This window comes from Variovorax sp. TBS-050B (genome assembly GCF_029893635.1).
Taxonomy (GTDB): Bacteria; Pseudomonadota; Gammaproteobacteria; order Burkholderiales; family Burkholderiaceae_C; genus Variovorax.
This window is the reverse complement of the sequence record NZ_JARXYR010000002.1, coordinates 317,065-331,792: the sequence shown is the minus strand read 5'-3', so window position 1 is coordinate 331,792 and position 14,728 is coordinate 317,065. Positions and strand designations below refer to the sequence as shown.

Genomic DNA, 14,728 nt, shown 5'->3' with positions numbered 1-14,728 from the left:
CGTCTCGCCCATGAATGCCTCCCTCCGCCTTGGCTGGCGCACGCTCTGGCGCGATCTGCGCGCCGGCGAACTGCGCCTCTTGATCGTCGCCGTACTGCTGGCCGTGGCCGCGCTCACGGCGGTCGGCTTCTTCGCCGACCGGCTGCAGGGCGGCCTCCAGCGCGACGCGCGGCAGCTGCTCGGCGGCGATGCGGTGGTGGTGAGCGACAACCCCACGCCCGAACTCTTCATCGCGCAGGCGCGCGCCGAGGGGCTCGAGGGCACCGGCACCTACGGCTTTCCGACCATGGCGCGCGCCGACGACGCGCAGGGCGGCGCGAGCAAGCTGGTCGCGCTGAAGGCGGTGGCCGCGGGCTATCCGCTGCGCGGCAACCTGCAGACGGCCACCGCGGTCGGTGCGCCCGGCGCCATCACGCGCGACATTCCGCCGCCCGGCGAAACCTGGGTCGACGCCTCGCTGCTCGATGCCCTGGGCCTCAAGCTCGGCGACACGCTGCTGCTCGGCGACGCGGGCCTGCGCATCGGCCGCGTGATCACCCTCGAACCGGACCGCGGCGCGGGCTTCATGAGCTTCTCGCCGCGCGTGATGCTCAACCAGGCCGACGTGCCGCGCACCGGCCTCGTGCAGCCCGCGAGCCGCGTGAGCTACCGCTATGCGGTGGCGGGCGAGGATGCGGCCGTGAAGCGCTTTTCCGACTGGGCCGAAGCGACCATCAAGAAGGGCGAGCTGCGCGGCGTGCGGCTCGACTCCTTCGAGGGCGGACGGCCCGAGATGCGGCAGACGCTCGACCGCGCCGAGAAGTTTTTGAGCCTGGTGGCGCTGCTCGCGGCGCTGCTGTCGGCCGTCGCGGTGGCGCTGGCCGCGCGCGGCTTCGCGGCCAACCACCTCGACGACTGCGCCATGCTGCGGGTGCTGGGCCAGAGCCAGCGCACCATCGCGCAGGCCTATGCCTTCGAGTTCGCGATCGTCGGCATCGTGGCCAGCGCGCTCGGCGTGGCGATCGGCTTTGCGGTGCACCACGTCTTCGTGGTGCTGCTGTCGGGGCTGGTCGAGACCGCGCTGCCCGCGGCCACCCTGTGGCCGGCTGCGTTCGGGCTCGGCATGGGCCTCACGCTGCTGTTCGCCTTCGGCCTGCCGCCGGTGCTGCAGCTTGCCAAGGTGCCGCCGCTGCGCGTGATCCGGCGCGACGTCGGCGGGCTCAAGCCGGCCTCGCTGGCGGTGCTCGGCATCGGCGTGGCCGGTTTCGCGGCGCTGCTGGTCGCGGCCAGCAGCGACCTGAAGCTGGGGCTGATCGCGGTCGGCGGCTTCGCGGGTGCGGTGGCGCTGTTCGCGCTCCTGAGCTGGCTCGCGGTCAAGGTGCTGCGCCGCAGCGTCAACGAAGCCACCGCGCCGCGCTGGCTGGTGCTCGCCACGCGGCAGATCTCGGCCCGGCCGGCCTATGCGGTGGTGCAGGTCAGCGCGCTCGCGGTGGGGCTGCTCGCGCTGGTGCTGCTCGTGCTGCTGCGCACCGACCTGGTCGCGAGCTGGCGCCAGGCCACGCCCGCCGATGCGCCGAACCGCTTCGTCATCAACGTGATGCCCGACCAGAGCAGCGCGTTCCAGCAGACGCTGCGCGATGCCGGCGTGCGCAAGTTCGACTGGTATCCCATGATCCGCGGCCGGCTGGTGGCGGTGAACGGCAAGCCGGTGTCGCCCGACGACTACGTCGAGGACCGCGCCAAGCGGCTGGTGGACCGCGAGTTCAACCTCAGCAACAGCGTCGAGGCGCCGCCGCACAACAGCATCGTCGCAGGTGCCTGGACGCCGGAGGCCCAGGGCGAGGTCAGCGTGGAGGAGGGCCTGGCCGAGACGCTCGGCCTCAAGCTCGGCGACACGATGCGCTTCGACATCGGCGGCATGCAGAGCGACGCGCGCATCACCTCGTTGCGCAAGGTCGACTGGGGTTCGCTGCACGCCAACTTCTTCGTGATGTACACGGTGGGCAACCTGCCCGACGTGCCGGTCACCTACATGGGCGCCTTCCGCGCGCCCGAAGTATGGCCCCCGCGCTCCCCCGCTTCGCGTGGTCCGCTGCCCCCCGAGGGGGCGCCTTCCAGCCTGGGGCAGCCCGGCGATGGCAGCACCAGCTTCGACAACGCGCTGGTGCGCACCTATCCGAACGTGACCAACATCGACATGAGCGCGACCATCAACCAGGTGCAGCGCGTGCTCGACCAGGTGGTGCGCGCGGTCGAGTTCCTGTTCGGATTCACGCTCGCGGCGGGCCTGGTGGTGCTGTTCGCCGCGGTCACCGCCACGCGCGAGGAGCGCGCGCGCGAGTTCGCCGTCATGCGCGCGGTGGGTGCGCGTGCGAGCCTGCTGCGCCAGGTGCAGCGCGCCGAACTCGCGGGCGTGGGCCTGCTCGCGGGCCTGCTCGCGAGCCTGGTCGCCTCGGCCATCGGCTGGGGCCTCGCGCGCTACGTGTTCGACTTCAGCTGGACCGCGTCGCCGGTCGTGCCCATCGGCGGCGCGCTGGCCGGCGCGGTGCTGGCGCTGGCCGCGGGCTGGTGGGGGCTGCGCGACGTGCTGCGCCGGCCGGTGGTCGACACGCTGCGCCGCGCGGCGGAGTAGCTGACACGAAACCGCGGCCCTTCTTCCTGTCCAATAGCGGCATGGACAACGAACCCCAACAGCTCGCCGAACGCGTGACCGAGCTCGAGATCAAGGCCAGCTATGCCGACGACCTGCTCGACCAGCTCAACATGACGATCTACCGCCAGCAGCAGCAGATCGACCGGCTCCTCGCCGAGGTCGCGCAACTGCGCGAGCAGAGCCGCAATGCGATGCAGGAAGGCGCCGCGCGCAATCCGCGCGACGAACTGCCGCCGCACTATTGAACACCCCCCATGCCGCTTCGCGGCTCCCCCCTCTCTCGCCTGCGGCGGGAGGGGGGCGCACCCGGAAGCCCGGCGAAGCCAGTTCCTCGGGTGCCCTGGGGGCTTCGCTTTGCTCGCCGGCTGGAGCGGTCGGCGCCTCGACCTGCTACTTGACCTGCTGCTTGCCGAGCTTGCGCGCCAGCGTGCGCCGGTGCATGCCGAGCCGGCGCGCGGTCTCGGAGATGTTGAAGCCGGTCTCGGCGAGCGTCTCGTGGATGCGCTCCCATTCGAGCGTCTTGATCGAAGTCGAGCGGTTGGTCAGCTCGACCTCGGTGGTGCCCGCGGCGCGGCCGAAGGCGGCTTCGATGTCGTCGGTGTTCGAGGGCTTGGCCAGGTAGTGGCAGGCACCGAGCTTGATCGCCTCCACCGCGGTCGCGATGCTCGCGAAGCCGGTGAGCACCACGATCAGCATCTCGGGGTCGTGCCGGTGCAGCCGCTGCACGCATGCGAGGCCCGAGGCCTCGCCGTTGAGCTTGAGGTCGACCACCGCATAGCCGTAGCCGGCGGCCTCGTCCTGCAGCAGCGGCTCGAGCTCCTCGGCGCTCGCGGCCAGCGTGACCGCGTAGCCGCGGCGCTCGAACGAGCGGCCCAGCGTGCGCGCGAAGGCGGCGTCGTCCTCGACGATCAGCAGCCGGCGCACGGTTTCTTCGGCGTTGTCGGTCATGGTTTCTTCGATCCGCCGGCGGCGATCGCCTGTTCGAGTGCTTCCTCGTCCTCTTCCTCGAGCACGATGGCGGCGAGCGGCAGCGTGATCGTCACGACCGCGCCGCCTTCGGGCCGGTTCTGCGCCGCCACGCGGCCGCCCAGCGTGCGTGCCACGTTGGCCACGAGGAACAGCCCGAGCCCGCCGCCGGGCCGGTTCTTGCTCGACTGGTAAGGCTTGCCGAATTCCTTCAGGATCGCCGGCAGGAAGCCCGGGCCGGCGTCGGTGACCGTGATGGTCAGCGCATCGGCGTCGTGCGCGGCCTCGAGGCGCAGCCAGTGCGGCGAGGCTTCGAGCGCGTTGTCGAGCACGTTGCAGATCATCTGCTTGAGGGCCGAGTCGGAGACCATCGGCAGGTCGTCGCCGAAGCGGTTGTCGTACTCGAAGTCTTCCACCGGCCGCGTGGCGCGCCATTCGTCAACCAGGTCGGCCAGGAAGGTGCTGACCGTGGTTTCCTCCGACGACTCGCCGCGCGTCTCGCCCGCGGACAGCAGGATGCCGCTCACGATGCTCTTGCAGCGCTGGATCTGGAGTTCCATTTCGGCGACTTCGGTCAGGAGTTCGGGGTCGGAGCTGAAATGCGGGAGCCGGCGCCAGTCGCCGAGGATCACCGCCAGCGTGGCAAGCGGCGTGCCCAGCTCGTGCGCGGCGCCCGAGGCGAGCAGGCCCATGCGCACGATGTGCTCCTCTTCCGAGGCGCGCTGCCGCAGGTCGGCCAGCCGCGCGTCGCGCGCGCGCAGGTTGCGGCTGATGCGCGTGATGAACACCACCAGCAGCGCCGCATTGAGCGCGAAGCACACCAGCATGCCCTGCACGTAGGGGCTCCAGAGCCCGCGGTCGTGGTCGAGCGGCAGCGGCAGCGGGCGCGAGAACAGCGCCAGCCCGGCGAAGCAGATCGCCGTGATGGCGACGATGGTCCAGGTCGACCAGGCCTTGAGCAGCACCGCGCCCAGGATGACCTGCAGCAGGTAGAGGAAGACGAAAGGGTTGGTCGCGCCACCGCTCAGGTAGAGCTGGGCCGTGAGCGTGGCCACGTCGACCAGCAGCGCGAGGAAGAGCTCGCCGTTCGTCACGCGCCGCGGATTGCGCGAGCGCAGCAGGCTCACGCCGTTGAAAAGCGCGAGGCAGGTCAGCACCAGCAGCATCTGGTCGAGCGGCAGCCGGATGCCGAAGCCGTAGTGCACCACGAGGATGGTGACGACCTGGCCCACCACCGCGAACCAGCGCAGCTGGATCAGCTGCTGCATGTTCTGGTGCCCGGTGGCGTTGTCCAGGCTCGCGACGCCCGCGCGCGGCGGGTGCAGTTCGCCCGCGACGGCCTTCTCAGTCGCGGCGGGCGGCATCGGGACGGGAGCGGGCGGCTGCATGGGGCCCATTTTCGCCGCGCCGGCGGTCGTCGCGCCAAACGAACCAGGCCGCGGCCGCGACCATCAGCGCGAGGCCGTACCAGGTGAGGGCATAGACCAGGTGGCTGTTCGGAAAGGCGATGACCGTGAGGCCGCCCGCGGGCCAGGCGGGTGGCGCATTGGCGGCCGCGGGCGCGGCTGCGGCCTCGGCGTCGATGAAGTAGGGCGCCACGTCGGCCAGGCCGCGCGCCGCGGCGATCGCCTGCACGTCGCGCGAGAACCAGCGGTCGGCCGCGGGATCGTTGCGGCGCAGGAAGCCGCCCTTGGGCTCGGTGAGGCGCAGCAGGCCCGTGACCGTGGTCTCGCCGGCCGGTTCGCCGGTTGCGCGGGCGCTGCGCGCGCGCGCCTCGGGCGGCACGAAGCCGCGGTTGACCAGCACCACGCCGTCGGCAGTGCGCAGCGGCGTGAGCACCCAGAAGCCCGCGCCGAGCCGGGTGCTGGCCTGCACCAGCGTTTCCTTGTCGTGCAGGAAGGTGCCGGCGATGCGCACGTGGCGGTACTCGTCGGCGGCCGCATTCACCGCGGGCCACTGGCTGCGCCCGGGCGGCGCGGCGGCCGGGGCATGCACGCGCTGTTCGACGCGTGCGATGAGATCGAGCTTCCAGGCCCGGCGCTCGACCTGCCAGTTGCCGAGCGCCACGAAGCCCGCGAAGGCGAGCGCCGCGCAGACCATCCAGGCGATCCGCGCGGCCGCGGAACGCGGGCGGCCGGCGGCTGCGGGTGCTTGGTCTGGCGCGGAAGCGGTCAAGGCATGTTCTTCATGTCGTGCACCGACATCGGCATCATGTTGGTGTTCATGTGGTACATGACCCAGAGCGAGCCGGCCAGCGTGATGACGACGAGCACGATCGTGAAGATCAGCGCCAGCATGTTCCAGCCGCTCTCGGACTTGGCGTCCATGTGCAGGAAGTAGACCATGTGCACCACGATCTGCACCGCGGCCAGGCCCAGGATCACGAACGAGGTGGTGCTGGGCTTGCCGAGCACGTTGCCCATGACGAGCCAGAACGGGATCGCGGTCAGGATCACGGCCAGCACGAAGCCGGTCATGTAGCCCTTGAAGGTGCTGTGGCTCTCGGGGCCGTCGTCGTGGCCGTGCTTGTCGCGGCCATGGGCGCCGTGGCCGGCGGTTTCGGTGTGGGTGCTCATTGCATTGATCCCATCAGGTACACGAAGGTGAAGACGCCGATCCAGACCACGTCCAGGAAGTGCCAGAACATCGACAGGCACATCAGGCGGCGGCGGTTGGCGGCGTTGAAGCCGTGCTTGGGCAGCTGGAACATCAGCACCACGAGCCAGATGATGCCGAAGCTCACGTGCAGGCCGTGGGTGCCGACCAGCGCGAAGAAGGCCGACAGGAAGGCGCTGCGCTGCGGGCCCGCGCCCTCGTGGATCAGGTGCGCGAATTCGTACAGCTCGAGGCCGATGAAGCCGGCGCCGAGCAGGCCGGTGACCGCGAGCCAGACGAGCGTGCCGCGCATGCGCTTCTTCTGCATCTCGAGCACGGCGAAGCCGTAGGTGATCGACGACAGCAGCAGCAGCGAGGTGTTGACCGCCACCAGCGGCAGGTCGAACAGGTCGGCGCCCGAGGGGCCGGCCGCGTAGCTGCGGCCCAGCACGCCGTACACCGCGAACAGGCAGGCGAAGATGAGGCAGTCGCTCATCAGGTAGATCCAGAACCCGAGCAGGGTGCCGTTCTCCGGATGGTGGTCGTTGCCGACGTGGAACAACTCGAACACGGGCGGCTTGCCCGTCTGGTCGCTGTGGGCGTGGACGCCGCCGGGGGCGTGGAGTGCGGTGGTGTCAGACATGGGCGGTGGCCAGCAGGCGCGTGCGTTCGGTCTCGGTGCGAACCACCTCTTCGGCGGGGATGTGGTAGTCGCGCTTGTAGTTGAAGGTGTGGATGATCACGGCGGCGACCATGGCGACGAACGCCGCGCCGGCCACCAGCCACATCTGCCAGATCAGCCCGAAGCCGCAGACCGCGGACAGGGCCGCGATGATGAAGCCGGCGCTGGTGTTCTTCGGCATGTGGATCGGCGTGAAGCCCTCGAGCGGACGCGTGTAGCCGCGGCGTTTCATGTCGGTCCAGGCGTCGTTGTCATGGATGCGCGGCGTGAACGCGAAGTTGTAGGCCGGCGGCGGCGACGAGGTCGACCATTCGAGCGTGCGGCCGTTCCACGGGTCGCCCGTGGTGTCGCGCAGCGCGTCGCGGCGCAGGAAGCTCACGACCAGCTGGATCAGGAAGCAGGCGATGCCGAGTGCGATCAGCACCGCGCCGAAGGCGGCGATCTGGAACCAGATCTGCAGCGACATGTCCTGGAAGTGGCTCATGCGGCGCGTGACGCCCATCAGGCCCAGCACGTACAGCGGCATGAACGCGACCCAGAAGCCCACGAGCCAGAACCAGAACGAGCACTTGCCCCAGAACGGATCGAGCTTGTAGCCGAAGGCCTTGGGAAACCAGTAGGTGATGCCCGCGAGCATGCCGAACAGCACGCCGCCGATGATCACGTTGTGGAAGTGGGCGATCAGGAACAGGCTGTTGTGCAGCACGAAGTCGGCCGGGGGCACCGCGAGCAGCACGCCCGTCATGCCGCCGATCACGAAGGTGACCATGAAGCCCACGGTCCACATCATCGGCAGCTCGTAGCGGATGCGGCCCTTGTACATCGTGAAGAGCCAGTTGAAGATCTTCGCGCCCGTCGGGATCGAGATGATCATCGTCGTGATCCCGAAGAACGAGTTCACGCTCGCGCCCGAGCCCATGGTGAAGAAGTGGTGCAGCCAGACCAGGTACGACAGGATCGTGATCACCACCGTGGCGTAGACCATCGAGGCGTAGCCGAAGAGCCGCTTGCCCGAGAAGGTGGACACCACCTCCGAGAAGATGCCGAAGGCCGGCAGGATCAGGATGTACACCTCGGGGTGGCCCCAGATCCAGATCAGGTTCACGTACATCATGGCGTTGCCGCCGAGGTCGTTCGTGAAGAAGTTGGTGCCGACGTAGCGGTCGAGCGAGAGCAGGGCCAGCACGGCGGTCAGCACCGGGAAGGCGGCGACGATCAGCACGTTGGTGCACAGCGCGGTCCAGGTGAAGACCGGCATCTTCATCATCGTCATGCCGGGCGCCCGCATCTTCACGATGGTGACCAGCAGGTTGACCCCCGACAGCAGCGTGCCCACCCCCGCGATCTGCAATGACCAGATGTAGTAGTCGACCCCCACGTCGGGGCTGTAGAGGATGCCCGACAGCGGCGGGTACGCGAGCCAGCCGGTCTTGGCGAACTCGCCGACGAACAGCGACGCCATCACGAGCGCGGCGCCGAAGGTGGTCATCCAGAAGCTGAAGTTGTTCAGGAACGGGAAGGCCACGTCGCGCGCGCCGATCTGCAGCGGCACGACGAAGTTCATCAGGCCCGTGACCAGCGGCATCGCCACGAAGAAGATCATGATCACGCCGTGGGCGGTGAAGATCTGGTCGTAGTGGTGCGGCGGCAGGTAGCCCATGTTGTCGCCGAAGGCGACGGCCTGCTGGGCGCGCATCATGATCGCGTCGGCGAAGCCGCGCAGCAGCATCACCAGGCCGAGCACGATGTACATGATGCCGATCTTCTTGTGGTCGATGCTGGTGAACCAGTCGCGCCACAGCGTGCCCCAGAGCTTGAAGTAGGTGAGGGCGCCCACGATCGCGATGCCGCCCAGCACCACGGCCGCGAAGGTCGCGAGCAGGATGGGCTCATGCAGGGGAATCGCCTCCCAGCTGAGGCGGCCGAAGACGAGCTTCGTCAGGTCGAGGTTTTCGGGCATCGTCATTCTTCGGTGGTGCACATCGCGGTGACGTACTTGCGCTTGGGCGAATCGGTAAGGAGGGAATCGGTCTGCCAGGCCTGCTTGACGGCGACGTTGAAGGCGCCGGGCTTGCCCAGGCCGCCGTCCGCGTCGATGGCCATCATTTCCTTCATGCACATCTTGTTGCGGTCGACGCAGAGGTTGAGGATGGCGTCGTACAGGTCGGGCGCGATGGCGCGGTAGTGGCGCACGGGTTCGTATTCGGTCGGCCGCTCGAGCGTCTTCTGGTAGAGCTCGCGCGTGAGCTCGCCGTCCTTGCCGGCCTTGACCTTCTGCACCCACTGGTCGAAGCCTTCATGGCTCAGGCCGTGGAACTTGAAGCGCATGCCCGAGAAGCCCGCGCCGCTGTAGTTGGCCGAGAAGCCCTCGAACTCGCCGGGCTTGTTGATGACCGCGTGCAGCTTGGTCTCCATGCCGGGCATGGCGTAGATCTGGCCCGCGAGCGCCGGGATGAAGAAGGAGTTCATCACCGTGGAGGCGGTGATCTTGAAGGTGATCGGCCGGTCCACCGGCGCGGCCATCTCGTTGACCGTCGCGATGCCCTGCTCGGGGTAGATGAAGAGCCACTTCCAGTCGAGCGCCACCACCTGCACCTCCAGCGGCTTGACGTCGGCCGGCACCGGGCGCTCGGCGTCGAGGCGGGCGAGCGGGCGGTACGGATCGAGCGTGTGGGTGCTGATCCAGGTGATCGCGCCCAGCGCGATGATGATCAGCAGCGGCGCGGCCCAGATCGCGAGTTCGAGCTGCGTCGAGTGATCCCAGTCGGGCTTGTACTCGGCCTCCTTGTTCGACTGGCGATAGCGCCAGGCGAAGAACAGGGTCAGCGCGATCACCGGGACGATGATGATCAGCATCAGCACGGTGGAGACGACGATCAGCCGCCCCTGCTGGTTGGCGATGTCGCCGGAGGGGTTCATCAGCACCGTGTTGCAGCCCGCGAGCAGGGCCAGCGGGAGCAACAGGAGCCATCGGCGAAGGGATTTGGAGGTAGGCATGCCGAAAGAAGGAAGTGCGTGGGCTGCGCAAAGACCCCACAATCTACGACCAAAGGTTGCGGCCGGCCATTGGACGTTTTGTCCTATGGCGGGAATGCCCGTTCGGTGAGACGCTTGGAGCCTCAGTTCAATGGTCTACCCTTGTCACTGCACGTGACACCCGAATTAAAGAACGCAATGACGACGACGTCCAGCCTCAGTCCGCAAGGCGCACAGCCTGTGCCGCACACGTCCGTGAACGATGCCCGGGAGGGCGACGAGCATTCGCACATTGCGCCAGGCGAAATCGCCGTCGGCGTGGTCATCGGCCGCGCGTCGGAGTATTTCGACTTCTTCGTCTACGGCATCGCCTCGGTGCTGGTGTTCCCGGCGGTGTTCTTTCCGTTCGAGCCGCGCCTCGAGGGAACCCTCTACGCCTTCGTGGTCTTTTCCTTCGCATTCATCGCGCGGCCCTTCGGCACCGTCATCTCGATGATGATCCAGCGCCGCTTCGGGCGCGAGGCCAAATTGACGATCGCGCTCTTCCTGCTCGGCACCTCCACCGCGGGCATCGCCTTCCTGCCGGGCTACGCGAGCATCGGGTTCAGCGCGATCGTGCTGCTGTCGGTGTTCCGCTTCGCGCAGGGCCTCGCGCTCGGCGGCTCGTGGGACGGGCTGCCCTCGCTGCTCGCGCTCAACGCGCCGCAGAACCGCCGCGGCTGGTACGCGATGCTGGGCCAGCTCGGCGCGCCGCTCGGCTTCTTCGTGGCGAGCGCGCTGTTCGCCTTTCTCTACGCCAACCTCTCGCACAAGGACTTTCTCGACTGGGGCTGGCGCTACACCTTCTACGTGGCCTTCGCGATCAACGTGGTGGCGCTGTTCGCGCGCCTGCGGCTGGTGGCGGCCGACGAATACTCGCGCCAGCTCGAGGAGCGCGAGCTCGAGCCCACGAGCGTGGTCGAGCTGATCCGCTCCTCGCAGGGCACCAACCTGCTGATCGGCGCCTTCGCGGCCCTCGCGAGCTATGCGCTGTTCCACCTGATCACGGTGTTCCCGCTGTCGTGGATCACGCTCTATTCCGACCAGTCGATCACCGAGTTCCTGGTGGTGCAGATGATCGGCGCGGTGCTCGGCGCAGGTGGCATCGTGGCCTCGGGCCTGATCGCCGACCGCGTGGGCCGGCGCTTCACGCTCGGCGGCCTGGCCGCGCTGATCGCGGTGTTCAGCGGCTTCGCGCCCACGCTGCTCGACGGCGGCAACATCGGACAGGACATCTTCATCCTGCTGGGCTTCGTGCTGCTGGGCCTGTCGTACGGCCAGGCGGCGGGCGCGGTGAACTCGAACTTCGCGCCCAAGTACCGCTACACCGGCGCCGCGCTCACGGCCGACCTCGCATGGCTCATCGGCGCCGCCTTCGCGCCGCTGGTGGCGCTGGGCCTGTCGGCCAACTTCGGCCTGGCCTACGTCAGCGTCTACCTGCTCTCGGGCGCGGCCGGCACGCTGGCGGCGCTGGGGCTGAACCGCGCGCTGGTGCGCGACTGAAGCCGGCCGCCGCGCCCTCGCGCGCGGTGGCTTAGGATGCGGCCATGTTCGCCGCCGCCATCTTCGACATGGACGGGCTGCTGATCGATTCGGAGCGCCCCATCATGGCCGCATGGATCGAGGCAGCCCGCACGCTCGACATCGAGCTTTCGCACAGCGAGTACCTGCAGGTGGTCGGCCTGGCCACGGCGGAGTCGGAGCTGATCCTCGCCGGACTGCTCGGCGGCGCCGAGGCCTACCGGCACGCGGTCGCGCACGTGCGCAGGCTGCTGCAGCTGGAGCGCTCGGACGGCACGCCGCTGTTCCCGATCAAGCCCGGCGCGGGCGAACTGCTTGCCGCGCTGCGGGCGCGCGGCACGCGCTGCGCAGTGGCCTCGTCGTCGACCAGCGCGCAGATCCGCACCTGTCTGGAGAGCATCGACGTGCTCCACCACTTCGAGGCCTTCGCGGGCGGCGACGAGGTGGCGCGCGCCAAGCCCGACCCCGCCCTCTACCGGCTCGCGGCCGAACGCCTGGGCGTGGCGCCCGCCGACTGCATCGCCTTCGAGGACAGCGAGAACGGCGCCCGCGCCGCGCTGGCCGCGGGCCTGCGGGTGGTGATCGTGCCCGACCTCAAGCACCCGCCGGCGGCCGTCATCGCGCAGGCCTTCCACGTGCTCGAATCGCTGCACGACGCCATGGCGCACCTGCCGCGCTGGTTTCCGGGGATGAGGGTTGCCTGAAGGCGGGCAGCCGAACGCAGAGGGCGCGAAGGTCTCGCAGAAGTCGCAGAAGAACAGCCAAAACTTGATGGTTTTTTTTGCGACCTCTGCGCACTTTTGACTTCCTTCTGCGTTCGGCTGCCCGCCCCCTTTCACAGCACCTCGTCCCGCAACTGCGGGAACACCTTCGAGACCTTGGCCAGCAGGTAGTCGCCGTAGCGGCCGTTGAAGGCGTGCACGTTGGCGCGGTCCCAGCGCTCGGCGCTGTCGTCGCGCGCGGCGGCGCCTTCGAGGCCTTCGATGCGCTGCACGCGGGCTTCGAAGTTCGGATCGAAGAAGAGCGGGAAGGACAGCCGGTCGCGTCCCGAGGTGTTGCGCTTCACCCGGTGCGGCGTCGACTTGTAGAGCCCGCCCGTCATGCGGTCGAGCATGTCGCCGATGTTGCACACGAAGGAGCCCGCGATCGGCGGCGCGTCGATCCAGCCCGCGGGCGTGTGCACCGCGAGGCCGCCGACCGCGTCCTGGTGCAGGATCGTGAGCAGCCCGTAGTCGGTGTGCTCGCCCACGCCCCATTGCACGTCCAGCCCCTCGGGCACCGGCTGCGAGGGATAGTTGAAGAGGCGGAACAGGATCAGCGGATCGGCCGTGTAGCGTTCGGCGAAGTAGCCCGCGGGCAGGCCGAGGCTCAGCGCGATGCCTTCCATCAGCCGGTGGCCGAGCCCGGTCACGGCTGCCATGTAGGCGAGGATGGTCGCCCGGAAATCCTCCAGCCCCGGCGCGTCGGGAAACAGGTTGGGCCCGTGCACCGGCGTCTTCGCCTGCACCAGCGGATGGGTGGCGGGCAGCTCGGTGCCGAGGTAGAGGCCTTCCTTCCAGTCGGGCCGGCCCGAGGTCAGCTCGCCGCCGAGCGGAAAGTAGCCGCGCCAGGCGCGCCCGCCGAGCGCCATGCGCCACTGCATCTTGGTGGCTTCGGGCAGGTCGAAGAAGCGGTGGCTCAGCGCTTCGAGCCGCTGCACCAGCGCCGCATCGACGCCGTGGCCGGTGACGTAGAAGAAGCCGTGCGCGCGGCAGGCGGTGCCGATCTGCGCGGCCACGGCGTCGCGGCCGGGCGCGCCGGCCACCAGCGGCGCGACGTCGATCACGGGGAGGGCGGGGCGGGACTCGGTGTTCGTCATGGGGTGCGGGCGAAGGGCGAGCGGATGTCGGACAGGAACTGCTGCGCGCGCGGATGCTGCGGTCGGTTGAAGAAGTCGTCGGGCGTGGCGCGCTCGAGCACCCGGCCCTCGTCCATGAACAGCACGCGGTCGGCCACCTCGCGCGCGAAGCCCATCTCGTGCGTCACGCAGACCATGGTCATGCCGTCGCGCGTGAGGTCGCGCATCACCAGCAGCACCTCGCCGACCATCTCGGGGTCGAGCGCGCTCGTGGGCTCATCGAACAGCATCAGCGGCGGCTGCATCGCGAGCGCGCGCGCGATCGCCACGCGCTGCTGCTGGCCGCCCGAGAGCTCGCTGGGCCAGGCGCGCGCCTTGTTCGCGAGGCCCACGCGCGCGAGCAGCGCCATGGCTCGCTCGTCGGCCTCGGCGCGCGAGAGGCCGCGCAGCTGCATCGGCGCCAGCGTGCAGTTCTGCAGCACCGTGAGGTGCGGGAACAGGTTGAACTGCTGGAACACGAAGCCGATGCGCGAGCGGAACGCGTTCACGTCGATGCCCGGCGCATGGATGTCCTGGCCGTCGATCAGGATGCGGCCCGACTGGATCGGCTCCAGCCGGTTGAAGGTGCGGATCAGCGTGGACTTGCCCGAGCCGGAGGGGCCGCACACCACCACCACCTCGCCCTTCCGGATGGTTTCGCTCACGTCCACGAGCGCGTGGTAGCTGCCGTACCACTTGTCGACGTTCTGGAGTTCGATCATGCGGACACCTTGGGAGCCGCGTCGGGGTCGGCCACGGCCAGGCCGCGCCGGGCGAGCCGGCGTTCGAGCGCATAGGCCAGGCGCGAGAGCCCGAAGCAGAGGATGAAATAGGTCAGCCCCAGGATCAGGTAGATCTGGGCCGGCTTGGTGAACACCTGGGTGTTGATCTGGGTCGCGATGAACGACACCTCCGCCAGGCCGATGATGTAGCCGAGCGAGGTCTCCTTGATGGTGGAGACGAACTGGTTCACGAGCGAGGGCAGCATGCTGCGCAGCGACTGCGGCAGCACCACCAGGCGCATCGCGGCGCCGTAGCCGAGGCCGAGCGCGCGCGCGGTTTCCATCTGGCCGCGCGGCAGGCCCTGGATGCCGGCGCGCACGATCTCGGCGAGGTAGGCCGCATCGAACACCACCAGCGCGATCAGCATGGTGGTGAACTGGTCGGTCTTCACGCCCGTCACGCTGGGCAGGAAGAAGTAGGCCCAGAAGATCACCATCAGCAGCGGCAGCCCGCGCACCACGAACACGAAGCCCGTGACCGGCCAGCGCAGCCAGCGCCACGGGCTCACGCGCGCGAGCCCGAGCACGATGCCCAGCGGCAGCGCGAGCACCAGCCCGCAGGAGGCCAGCAGCAGCGTGAGCACCAGCCCGCCCAGCGGCCCGTTCGGGTACTGGCCGATCAGGAAGTAGACCCAGTAGTCCTGGACGACGTCGAGCAT

14 protein-coding genes are annotated in these 14,728 nt (G+C 69.0%); 4 read left to right on the top strand and 10 right to left on the bottom strand.

All coding sequences use genetic code 11. The features are described from left to right. Window positions 1–10 precede the first annotated feature (10 nt). Together M2165_RS04425 and M2165_RS04420 are read left to right on the top strand one after the other, a co-directional pair. The gene (locus tag M2165_RS04425) at window positions 11–2,611 is read left to right on the top strand and encodes an FtsX-like permease family protein (RefSeq protein WP_280813468.1); all 2,601 of its coding nucleotides are present in this window, start codon (window positions 11–13) and stop codon (window positions 2,609–2,611) included. Window positions 2,612–2,652: 41 nt separating this feature from the next. After that, window positions 2,653–2,877, top strand: a complete 225-nt coding sequence (locus M2165_RS04420; RefSeq protein ID WP_280813467.1) for a SlyX family protein — start codon at window positions 2,653–2,655, stop codon at window positions 2,875–2,877. Between the two features lie 145 nt (window positions 2,878–3,022). Here the strand turns inward: M2165_RS04420 and M2165_RS04415 are convergent, their stop codons facing one another. From M2165_RS04415 to cyoA, 7 genes are all read right to left on the bottom strand, one after another. After that, window positions 3,023–3,580 carry a response regulator transcription factor gene (locus tag M2165_RS04415; protein WP_280813466.1) on the bottom strand — a complete coding sequence of 186 codons (558 nt, stop codon included), beginning with the start codon at window positions 3,578–3,580 and terminating at the stop codon, window positions 3,023–3,025. Then, window positions 3,577–4,986, bottom strand: coding sequence for an ATP-binding protein (locus tag M2165_RS04410; protein WP_280813465.1), 1,410 nt, complete (start codon window positions 4,984–4,986; stop codon window positions 3,577–3,579). Before M2165_RS04410 ends, M2165_RS04415 begins: the two co-directional genes overlap by 4 nt. Then, on the bottom strand, window positions 4,943–5,698 hold the full coding sequence (locus M2165_RS04405) for an SURF1 family protein (protein ID WP_280817467.1): 756 nt from the start codon (window positions 5,696–5,698) through the stop codon (window positions 4,943–4,945). The genes M2165_RS04410 and M2165_RS04405 overlap by 44 nt, the downstream gene beginning before the upstream one ends. A 71-nt stretch (window positions 5,699–5,769) precedes the next feature. Continuing rightward, window positions 5,770–6,174, bottom strand: a complete 405-nt coding sequence (gene cyoD, locus M2165_RS04400) for a cytochrome o ubiquinol oxidase subunit IV (RefSeq protein ID WP_280813464.1) — start codon at window positions 6,172–6,174, stop codon at window positions 5,770–5,772. After that, window positions 6,171–6,836: a cytochrome o ubiquinol oxidase subunit III gene (gene cyoC / locus M2165_RS04395; RefSeq protein WP_280813463.1), complete on the bottom strand. Its 666-nt coding sequence runs from the start codon at window positions 6,834–6,836 to the stop codon at window positions 6,171–6,173. Before cyoC ends, cyoD begins: the two co-directional genes overlap by 4 nt. Further along, complete coding sequence (cyoB, locus tag M2165_RS04390) at window positions 6,829–8,835, bottom strand: cytochrome o ubiquinol oxidase subunit I (protein ID WP_280813462.1); 2,007 nt, start codon at window positions 8,833–8,835, stop codon at window positions 6,829–6,831. Before cyoB ends, cyoC begins: the two co-directional genes overlap by 8 nt. A gap of 2 nt (window positions 8,836–8,837) precedes the next feature. Beyond that, complete coding sequence (gene cyoA, locus M2165_RS04385; protein ID WP_280813461.1) at window positions 8,838–9,872, bottom strand: ubiquinol oxidase subunit II; 1,035 nt, start codon at window positions 9,870–9,872, stop codon at window positions 8,838–8,840. Between the two features lie 177 nt (window positions 9,873–10,049). Here cyoA and M2165_RS04380 point away from each other — a divergent pair, with 177 nt between their 5' ends. Then, complete coding sequence (locus M2165_RS04380; RefSeq protein ID WP_280813460.1) at window positions 10,050–11,393, top strand: MFS transporter; 1,344 nt, start codon at window positions 10,050–10,052, stop codon at window positions 11,391–11,393. A 44-nt stretch (window positions 11,394–11,437) separates the two neighbouring features. Beyond that, window positions 11,438–12,115: an HAD family phosphatase gene (locus M2165_RS04375; protein WP_280813459.1), complete on the top strand. Its 678-nt coding sequence runs from the start codon at window positions 11,438–11,440 to the stop codon at window positions 12,113–12,115. A 131-nt stretch (window positions 12,116–12,246) separates the two neighbouring features. On the opposite strand, the gene M2165_RS04370 is transcribed toward M2165_RS04375, so the two are convergent. From M2165_RS04370 to M2165_RS04360, 3 genes are read right to left on the bottom strand one after another with little or no spacing between them, the layout of a single operon-like run. Next, complete coding sequence (locus M2165_RS04370; RefSeq protein ID WP_280813458.1) at window positions 12,247–13,269, bottom strand: 2-oxoglutarate and iron-dependent oxygenase domain-containing protein; 1,023 nt, start codon at window positions 13,267–13,269, stop codon at window positions 12,247–12,249. Further along, window positions 13,266–14,009, bottom strand: a complete 744-nt coding sequence (locus M2165_RS04365) for an amino acid ABC transporter ATP-binding protein (RefSeq protein WP_280813457.1) — start codon at window positions 14,007–14,009, stop codon at window positions 13,266–13,268. The genes M2165_RS04370 and M2165_RS04365 overlap by 4 nt, the downstream gene beginning before the upstream one ends. Beyond that, a complete protein-coding gene (locus M2165_RS04360; protein WP_280813456.1) occupies window positions 14,006–14,728 on the bottom strand; it encodes an amino acid ABC transporter permease in 723 nt (240 codons plus the stop codon). Before M2165_RS04360 ends, M2165_RS04365 begins: the two co-directional genes overlap by 4 nt.

What these genes read in the sequence shown, in the direction of transcription:
- M2165_RS04425 (WP_280813468.1), top strand. Translation starts at nt 11, where the DNA reads ATGAATGCCTCCCTCCGCCTTGGCTGGCGCACGCTCTGGCGCGATCTG.
- M2165_RS04420 (WP_280813467.1), top strand. Translation starts at nt 2,653, where the DNA reads ATGGACAACGAACCCCAACAGCTCGCCGAACGCGTGACCGAGCTCGAG.
- M2165_RS04415 (WP_280813466.1), bottom strand. Translation starts at nt 3,580, where the DNA reads ATGACCGACAACGCCGAAGAAACCGTGCGCCGGCTGCTGATCGTCGAG.
- M2165_RS04410 (WP_280813465.1), bottom strand. Translation starts at nt 4,986, where the DNA reads ATGCAGCCGCCCGCTCCCGTCCCGATGCCGCCCGCCGCGACTGAGAAG.
- M2165_RS04405 (WP_280817467.1), bottom strand. Translation starts at nt 5,698, where the DNA reads ATGGTCTGCGCGGCGCTCGCCTTCGCGGGCTTCGTGGCGCTCGGCAAC.
- cyoD (WP_280813464.1), bottom strand. Translation starts at nt 6,174, where the DNA reads ATGAGCACCCACACCGAAACCGCCGGCCACGGCGCCCATGGCCGCGAC.
- cyoC (WP_280813463.1), bottom strand. Translation starts at nt 6,836, where the DNA reads ATGTCTGACACCACCGCACTCCACGCCCCCGGCGGCGTCCACGCCCAC.
- cyoB (WP_280813462.1), bottom strand. Translation starts at nt 8,835, where the DNA reads ATGCCCGAAAACCTCGACCTGACGAAGCTCGTCTTCGGCCGCCTCAGC.
- cyoA (WP_280813461.1), bottom strand. Translation starts at nt 9,872, where the DNA reads ATGCCTACCTCCAAATCCCTTCGCCGATGGCTCCTGTTGCTCCCGCTG.
- M2165_RS04380 (WP_280813460.1), top strand. Translation starts at nt 10,050, where the DNA reads ATGACGACGACGTCCAGCCTCAGTCCGCAAGGCGCACAGCCTGTGCCG.
- M2165_RS04375 (WP_280813459.1), top strand. Translation starts at nt 11,438, where the DNA reads ATGTTCGCCGCCGCCATCTTCGACATGGACGGGCTGCTGATCGATTCG.
- M2165_RS04370 (WP_280813458.1), bottom strand. Translation starts at nt 13,269, where the DNA reads ATGACGAACACCGAGTCCCGCCCCGCCCTCCCCGTGATCGACGTCGCG.
- M2165_RS04365 (WP_280813457.1), bottom strand. Translation starts at nt 14,009, where the DNA reads ATGATCGAACTCCAGAACGTCGACAAGTGGTACGGCAGCTACCACGCG.
- M2165_RS04360 (WP_280813456.1), bottom strand. Translation starts at nt 14,728, where the DNA reads ATGCTCGACGTCGTCCAGGACTACTGGGTCTACTTCCTGATCGGCCAG.